Here is a 7,561-nt window from a genome sequence, read left to right on the forward strand (position 1 = left end):
TTCCTATGGGGTGTGGTATCCCTTGCTACGAGGGTCGTATTATGCTTGACTAGGTTATACCTGACTATGACAATTTAACGTGTACTCAGAGGATTATATGGCACAAGATATAGAACACATAGGTTATGACTTTCTTGTCTTGGCATATTCGGCATTGATCTCCTCAATGATTTTGCTTCCACCGCCCTGTAGCCACTTATCTACTGCCTGTTGCCACTCCTGCTCACTGGCTGTACCCATAATGAATTTGACGGTCGCATCCTGAATAATCTTATTCAGCTCATTTCCGAGCTCTATAGCCGTGTTCGAGATGAAAGGGGCTGCCGGATTGGGAGTGGCGAAGGTGGCATTGTCCTTGAATAGCTCCGTACTAAGCTGCTCCAGCTCCGTGCCATAGTTCTCGATCTCATTTTGCAAAATCATGAACTGGCTGCTGTCCGTCATCTCAGCCCGCGCCTTGGCATCCGTGCTCTGTACGTATTGTCCACTCTCCAACGTATATTGCATACCCTCAACGCCATACTTCAGCAGATTCTGAATTTCCTTCTCGGATACCTTGTCGAAATAGGTGAGGATCTGCTTAAGCTCTTCCTCCGTTTTGACACTGGTTTTTGGGATCATATACATGCCCAGAAAGCCCGCTCCAGCGCGAGTAGCATCGCCGTTTGGCCCTGCAATCCGATTAATCAGATCAATCTTAGCTTCCGGTACGACCTTTTTGATGTTTTCCTCTATATTTTTACCGTCAATCATATTGTCGATCCAAAGACCAGCCTTGCCTTTGTACATGACCGTGCGGCCATCCTGCACTAGTGCGAAGTCCTGGTTAATCAGCTTCTCATCATATAGCCTCTTATAGAACTTCAGGGTGTCCATGTATGCCTCCGTCATGTGAGCAGGAATCATCTGACCATCTTTCAGCTCCCATTCATTCGGACCTCCCATGTACACCAGGATATCCTTAAAGCCAGCAATGTTATTGCCTTGCATGCCAACAGCGAGCCCAACTGTATCCTGGCGTCCGTTTTGATCAGGGTCCTGGTTGGCAAACGCTTTCAGAACTTCGTACAGCTCATCGAGGTTCTTGGGTGGCTCTAGCCCAAGATGATCCAACCAGTCCTGACGTATCATTAATCCGAAGCGTGCCAGGTCCCGCTCTCGGTACAGACCGTATATTTTGCCGTCGATGGAAACATTGTTCAATACGACATCCGACATCTTACTAAGATTCGGGTAGCTGCTCAGATACGGGCCGACTTCCCAGAACATTCCCGAACGGGCGGCATTAATGATGAAGGAGGCCTTAGGCTCCAAGGCAACGAATGCTTTTGGAAGCTCACCAGAGGCTACTGTAGCACTTAGTTTATCCGTATAAGACGAGGAGGGGACCCATGACACGGATAGGTCTGTATTGGTCTTCTCCTCAAGCTGCGCAAGAATGGAGCTGCTCTCAGGCATTTGCTCCGCATTATAGGTCGGCAGCATCATGGATAGCATCAGTCTTCCGTCAGGGCTGTCTGGACTGGCTCCTTGCGAGGCTTGGTTATTACCCCCGACACAAGCGGTCATGATCAGGCTTAGTGAGATGAGCATAGCTCCTGTGCCGAACCAAGCTGTCCAAGATTGTCTCTTCATTGATGATCCTCCTCTATTTAGGAATCGTTAATTATGGGTGCTCAGCCTTTTACTGACCCGAGCAATACGCCTTTGGCAAAATGCTTCTGCAAAAAAGGATAGACCAGCAAAATCGGTAAGGTAGATACGACGATGACGGCCATTTTCAGTGACTGCTCAGGTGGTGCCACATAATCGGCTTCCATTGCGGTAGAGTCCCCGATTCCACCAGAAGCGAGGATTACAAACTGCCGCAAGAGCACCTGAATCGGCCATTTCGTATTATCGTTGATATACAGGACAGCGTTAAAATAAGTATTCCAGTGGCCTACAGCATAAAACAATGAGAAGGTAGCAATGGCTGGCATGGATAAAGGGATTACAATTCGGAAAAACACACTCAGATCGTTACACCCATCTATCTTAGCAGATTCCTCCAGGCTTTCCGGCAGTTGCTGGAAAAAGTTGCGGATGATAATCAGGTTAAAGGCACTAATCGCTCCGGGAATGAGCAGGGACCAATACGTGTTGATCATTCCCAGTTGCTTGACCACGAGAAAGGTCGGAATCATCCCGCCACTAAATAGCATAGTGAATACAATGAGCATCAGGATGGGGCGGCGAAAATCCATGTCCTTGCGGGCTAGCGGATAGGCCATCAGGCAGGTGAGAAAGATGTTGATGAGCGTGCCGAATAGCGTAATGTAAATGGTAACGAACAAGCTTTTGACAAGTGTCGGGGTAGAGAAAATGTATTTGTATGCATCCAGTGAAAATTCTGTAGGGAATAAAATGAATCCACGTGTTAACAGCTCCTTCTGCGTAGCAAAAGAACCGGCAATCACGTAAATGAAAGGAAGCACGGTGAGCAGAGCGAATGCACTCAATAATGTGATGTTTAAGTAGTCAAAAATCCGGCTTCCCTTGCTGGGTCTGATCGACATTTCCCGTACACGCTCCTTCCTTAATAGATTCCTTCTTCACCGAATTTCTTGGCTAAATGGTTGGCTACGACGACCAGCACTAGACCAACGAGTGACTTGAACAAGCCAACAGCAGTGCTGAAGCTATATTGCCCCTGACTAATGCCGACGGAATAGACGTAAGTATCAAATACCTCTCCGACATCACGGTTCATTGCATTAAGCATGAGGAAAATCTGTTCAAAGCCTGTATCCAGGAAATGTCCGAGCCGAAGGATCAACAAGATTATGATGGTGCTGCGGATGGCAGGTAGCGTGATATGCCATAGCTGGCGAAGCCGATTTGCTCCATCCATGCGTGCCGCTTCATATAGCTGCGGATCAACTCCAGCAAGGGCAGCAAGGAAAATAATCGTACCCCAACCTGTCTCTTTCCAAATGACTTCAGCGGTCACGATGGTCCGAAACCAGTCATTGCTCGCGAGAAAGTTGATCTTCTCCCAGCCAAAGTACACCAGAAGATCATTCACAATACCGCCTTCAGTAGTCAAGAAAATATATGCAATTCCGACGACAACGACCCAGGACATGAAATGAGGAATATAGACCAGAGTCTGAATGGTTCGTTTGAACAGGTGGTAGCGAAGCTCGTTCAGCATCAGTGCTATAACAATCGGGAGGGGGAAGAAAAACAAAATGTTGAGCATGGCTAGCACTAATGTGTTGCGAAAAAGAACCACAAAATTCGGATCATGAAAGAAACGTTCAAAATGCTTCAAGCCTACAAATGGGCTCTCCCAGAAGCCTAGGAAGGGCTGATAGTCTTTAAAAGCAATGAGGACCCCATACATAGGCCAATATTTAAAAATGAGAAAATACAATAGTCCCGGGAGAAGCATCAAATAAAGCCAGCGATTTCTTATCATCCGTCCTAATCTCGTGGGGGCTCTGGAAACAGGGTACCTGAGTGACTGCATATTCGCATTTCTTGGCATGTCATCACATTCCTTTCGCCTTCAGCTTCAATTGGAATTCAATCCATAGCTGTATCTTAGTGGCGGGGGCGAATTGCCGTCGATAGTCCCTGATTGTGGACGTAGCAGATAATTCGTGATTAAGGCGCCAATCATGCGGAGCAGTCATTAGTTGCATTGGTATTCAATGGTTGCTGTTAAGGGTGAAAATGGAGTAACGGAAGGAAGTAGGGCAGAGATATACCAGAAAGTGAGCAACTAAATGAAAAAAGAAGCGTCTCCCTAGCTGGAGATGCTTCTTCCTAATAAGTGTATTCATGTGTCTTGCATAGTCTGGTCCAGGAGGAGCCCAGTAATTAAGAAGGAATGGAGGCTATAAGTCCTTGCTTGACCTTGTCCGATGCAGGCAACAGAGGCAAGCGCAGTTGATCTGTAGCGATGATCTGCTGTTGGGTGAGCCACCACTTGATTGGAGCCGGTGCTGGCTCTGAGAATACTTGCTGAATGACTGGCTCCAGTAGTCTGAAGCTGTCCCGTGATCCGTTCACATCGCCAGCTACAAAACGCTGATAGATGTCTACATATTTCTGAAGGTTAATGTGTGCGGAAGCAAGCATGCCTCCAGCAGCTCCTTGGCATAGCATAGCATGGAAGTATGCATCTTCACCGCACAGGATAGGCTTTGTCTCATACTGAGTCAATTGCAGGAGGAGATCAAGGCCACCCGAGCTGTCCTTAAGTCCGATTACGCCTTCCAGATCCAGCACTTTCCGCAGAGTATCGAGTGTCATGCGACTCCCCGTACGAGCTGGAATCTCATAGACCAATACAGGCAAGCCAGCACGGGACACGGTGCGAAAATGTTCTACAATTCCTTCTTGTGTTGGTCGATTGTAATAAGGAGTAACTACCATGGCTGCATCTGCACCTAGTTCAGCTGCCATTTCAGTCCGATGAACTGTTGAATACGTATCGTTGGTTCCCGTACCAACGACAATGGGAATCGTCTTGTTCATACTTGCGAGCACTTCCTGCGTGATCTGAACCAGCTGCTTCACTTCGTCCCAGGAGACGGTTGGCGACTCGCCTGTCGTGCCGTTTACGACAAGTCCTTGAATGTCATGGCTTGCCAGATGGGTAACGTACTTTCGATATGATTCGCAATCCAGCTTGTGGTCGAGTGAGAACGGTGTGATCACCGGTATGAAAATCCCATGAATCTGTTGTTCATTCATCATGATTAGTAATCCCTTTCCAATATGGTAAATCTAATGTACCATAGGTAATAACATCAGAGTTATCTATAATAAACGATCATTATAATCAATATTTTCGATGGGGTGGCTACATTGGATTTTATTTATCTGCAGACTTTTCGGGAAGTGGCCATACGGGAGAGCTTTACAAGGGCTGCGGAAGTGCTGGGCTACGCGCAATCCAGCGTCACGACGCAGATCCAGAAGCTGGAGAAGGCCTATCAAGTCAAGCTATTCGAGCGCTACAGCAACAACAAGATCCGTCTAACCTCTGCAGGAGAGGAGCTCTTCAAGCTGGCCGGACAAATGCTGGAGCTCTTCGAGCAATCCAAGGAGAAGATGGCCAAGCAGGGCGGTGGCTCGATGACGATCGGCACGATGGACTCCATTGCTTCGTATTTCTTACCTGCATATATGCAGTCTACTCGCAAGGAGTATCCAGAGCTAAATATACGATTAAATACGGATCGCGAGGAGTTGATCCTGCATCAAGTGAGAGAGGGAGAAGCGGACGTAGGACTTATCCTTGCCGATGATTCCAGTGATCCAGCCCTCCATTGGATTACGATTCGGGAGGAACCGCTTGTACTCATTGTTCATCCTAATCATCCGCTGATTCAGCAGGAACGAATTGAGCTCGCTGATCTGGAGGATACGGAGTGGATCTTGCCAGAGCATACCTGCAATTATAGACAGCTGCTGGAGAGATTGCTTCGCACGAACGGGATTTCTTATCGTGTCGGACTTGAGCTTGGGAATCCGGAGGCGATCAAGCGAAGCATCAAGAACGGTGAGGGCATATCGATTTTGCCACAGATGGCAGCCTTGGAAGAGATTGAGCGCGGGGAGCTAACGGTACTTCCTCTTCACCATCCTGAGCTCAAGCTGGAGATTCAGCTTGTACTTCATCCGAAGAAGTGGGTATCCAATGCTCTGCGCTATTTTATGGATAGCCTTAGAGTGTAGTGATTGATGGTGTGAGTTGTCCCGATTTCATCCAACCTATTCTAGCAAGGAGATCAAGGCATGATCATTGTAAAAACGGATCAGGAAATCGAGTTGATGAGGAAGGCAGGACGTATCGTTGCCGAATGTCATGCCTTGCTTGGAGAGTTGGTTAAGCCTGGAGTTACAACGATTGAGATCGACAGATTAGTGGAGGAGAAAATACGTTCAAGGGGGGCTGCTCCTAGCTTTAAAGGGCATCAGGGCTTCCCCGCCTCCATTTGCACGGCCAAGAATGATGTGATCTGCCATGGGTTCCCCGACTCGGTTCCCCTCAAGGATGGGGATGTCATTACTATTGATATCGGTGCCTTCTACCAAGGCTTTCACGGAGACTCAGGATGGACCTATACGGTAGGAACTGTCTCTCCGGATATTGAGCAGCTCATGAAGGTGTGCCATCAAAGCCTGCTACTCGGTATTGAGCAAGCATTCGCAGGCAACCGTATCGGGGATATTGGCTATGCTATTGATAGCTATGTCCAGCGATTTGGTTATGGTAATGTGCGCGATTTCACTGGTCATGCCATCGGAAGGGAGCTATGGGAGGAGCCCACAGTGCCACACTACGGCACCAAAGGCAGTGGAGTCCTCCTTGTGAAAGGGATGGTGCTTGCCATTGAGCCCTTGCTAACCTTGGGTGATTGGCGCTCCTACGTGGAGAGGGATGGTTGGACTACCCGTACCATTGATCGTTCGATTTGTGTCCAATATGAGCATACGGTTGCTATTACTGACCACGGGCCACAGATTCTAACGGTGCTATAGCTACAGGCTCCATACTTACCTCAAGGTTAGTAGCTAGACTAAAAGTGCGTACTTACGGGGCATGATCTGAACGGCTATACTCAGGGTGAACACATGGAAGGAGGAACATATTTTGCATACATCGAAAACACTTGTCATTGTGGCTCACCCTAATCTGGACACCTCGGTTATTAATAAACGATGGATGGAGGAATTGGCCAAGTACCCGGAGCAATATACCATACATGATCTGTATAAGGAGTATCCTGAAGGTCATCTGGATGTGGAAGAGGAGCAGCGACGGATTGAGGCTCACGGCAATCTTGTGCTTCAATTTCCGATATACTGGTTCAGCAGTCCCCCACTCCTGAAGAAATGGCAGGATGAAGTGCTCACATATGGCTGGGCCTATGGTTCCGAAGGAAATAAGCTCACAGACCGAAAATTGGCCCTCGCTGTAACAGCTGGTATCGAGAAGGATGACTATCATGCGGATGGCAGGTACGGTTATTCGCTTGAACAGATACTATTGCCTTTTCAAATGACAGCTGATTATTGTAAAGCCGATTATAAATCTTTCTTTGCCTTCTATGGCACGGAGAAGGGCACGACATCCAGCGAAGTTGCAGCAAATGCGGAGGAATATATTCGTTTCCTGAACAATCTCTAAATGATAAGGTGCAATGAATATTTGTATTAAGTAAAAGACTCCAATACCATTATGAAGTGCACCCCTTAGAATAGACATTGGAAAAACCCCTTGGTTTAACCGATGAATTTCTAGGGGGTGCATTTTTAATGGCTATTAAAGGTCAAAAGTTTAAGACGTATTCCGAGGAACTCAAGGTGGAGGCAATTCGCCTGCACGTAGAGGAAAAGTGGACGTATCGGCAGATCAACGATCATTTCGGAATCCAAGATCAGGGTCGGATGAAGCGTTGGATGCGAAAATACCGTGAGAAAGGTGAGTTTGGTCTATTGGATCAACGAGGAAGGCGGAAAGAATATTTAGATCAGGAGCGATATGTTCAGCAGTTGAAAC

General features: G+C 47.5%; 8 protein-coding genes. 4 read left to right on the forward strand and 4 right to left on the reverse strand.

Features of this window, described 5'->3' with window-relative positions:
- Positions 1-123: 123 nt before the first annotated feature.
- The 4 genes from K331_RS0127095 to dapA all read right to left on the reverse strand — a co-directional run bounded on the left by K331_RS0127095 (position 124) and on the right by dapA (position 4,749).
- Positions 124-1,635, reverse strand: coding sequence for an extracellular solute-binding protein (locus K331_RS0127095; RefSeq protein ID WP_028592744.1), 1,512 nt, complete (start codon positions 1,633-1,635; stop codon positions 124-126).
- 41 nt (positions 1,636-1,676) lie between these two features.
- A complete protein-coding gene (locus K331_RS0127100; RefSeq protein ID WP_028592745.1) occupies positions 1,677-2,558 on the reverse strand; it encodes a carbohydrate ABC transporter permease in 882 nt (293 codons plus the stop codon).
- A gap of 20 nt (positions 2,559-2,578) precedes the next feature.
- Positions 2,579-3,463 (reverse strand): ABC transporter permease, encoded by an 885-nt coding sequence (locus tag K331_RS0127105; RefSeq protein ID WP_018884558.1) that lies wholly within the window; start codon positions 3,461-3,463, stop codon positions 2,579-2,581.
- A gap of 404 nt (positions 3,464-3,867) precedes the next feature.
- Positions 3,868-4,749: a 4-hydroxy-tetrahydrodipicolinate synthase gene (dapA, locus tag K331_RS0127110; protein ID WP_018884557.1), complete on the reverse strand. Its 882-nt coding sequence runs from the start codon at positions 4,747-4,749 to the stop codon at positions 3,868-3,870.
- A gap of 111 nt (positions 4,750-4,860) precedes the next feature.
- Between dapA and K331_RS0127115 the strand changes: the two genes are divergently transcribed.
- The 4 genes from K331_RS0127115 to K331_RS0127130 all read left to right on the forward strand — a co-directional run.
- Positions 4,861-5,733: a LysR family transcriptional regulator gene (locus K331_RS0127115; RefSeq protein ID WP_028592746.1), complete on the forward strand. Its 873-nt coding sequence runs from the start codon at positions 4,861-4,863 to the stop codon at positions 5,731-5,733.
- A 60-nt stretch (positions 5,734-5,793) separates the two neighbouring features.
- Positions 5,794-6,540 carry a type I methionyl aminopeptidase gene (map, locus tag K331_RS0127120; protein ID WP_028592747.1) on the forward strand — a complete coding sequence of 249 codons (747 nt, stop codon included), beginning with the start codon at positions 5,794-5,796 and terminating at the stop codon, positions 6,538-6,540.
- A 112-nt stretch (positions 6,541-6,652) separates the two neighbouring features.
- Positions 6,653-7,189 carry an NAD(P)H-dependent oxidoreductase gene (locus K331_RS0127125; RefSeq protein WP_028592748.1) on the forward strand — a complete coding sequence of 179 codons (537 nt, stop codon included), beginning with the start codon at positions 6,653-6,655 and terminating at the stop codon, positions 7,187-7,189.
- Between the two features lie 128 nt (positions 7,190-7,317).
- Positions 7,318-7,561, forward strand: a 244-nt coding sequence (locus tag K331_RS0127130; protein ID WP_028592749.1) for an IS3 family transposase, incomplete at its 3' end; no start/stop codon positions are given.

It is taken from the genome of Paenibacillus massiliensis subsp. panacisoli DSM 21345, assembly GCF_000426545.1.
GTDB lineage: Bacteria > Bacillota > Bacilli > Paenibacillales > Paenibacillaceae > Paenibacillus > Paenibacillus panacisoli.